A 261-nucleotide genomic window follows, 5' to 3' on the forward strand; every position below is an offset into this window, starting at 1 on the left:
CCTCAACGACCATTTGACGGCCATGCGCTACTCCGACTGGGCCCTAGGCCAGTTCTTTGAAAAGGCCCGTAAGGAGCCGTACTTCAAGGAAACCTTGTTCGTCATCGTCGGCGACCATGGCTTCGGCAACGAGCAGCAGATCACCGAAATGGACCTGGGTCGCTTCAACGTGCCGATGCTGATGATCGCGCCGGGCATGCAGGAAAAGTTCGGCGAGCTTGACCACACCGTGGGTACGCAGATCGACATCGTGCCGACTAT

Annotated in this window: 1 protein-coding gene; it reads left to right on the top strand. The window is 57.9% G+C overall.

The features are described from left to right. Window positions 1-261: sulfatase-like hydrolase/transferase (locus tag AAEZ08_RS23085; RefSeq protein WP_500125203.1), on the top strand; the 261-nt coding region annotated here is incomplete at both ends.

This window comes from Pseudomonas sp. E45-MNA-CIBAN-0222, assembly GCF_040310405.1.
Taxonomy (GTDB): Bacteria; Pseudomonadota; Gammaproteobacteria; order Pseudomonadales; family Pseudomonadaceae; genus Stutzerimonas; species Stutzerimonas stutzeri_AC.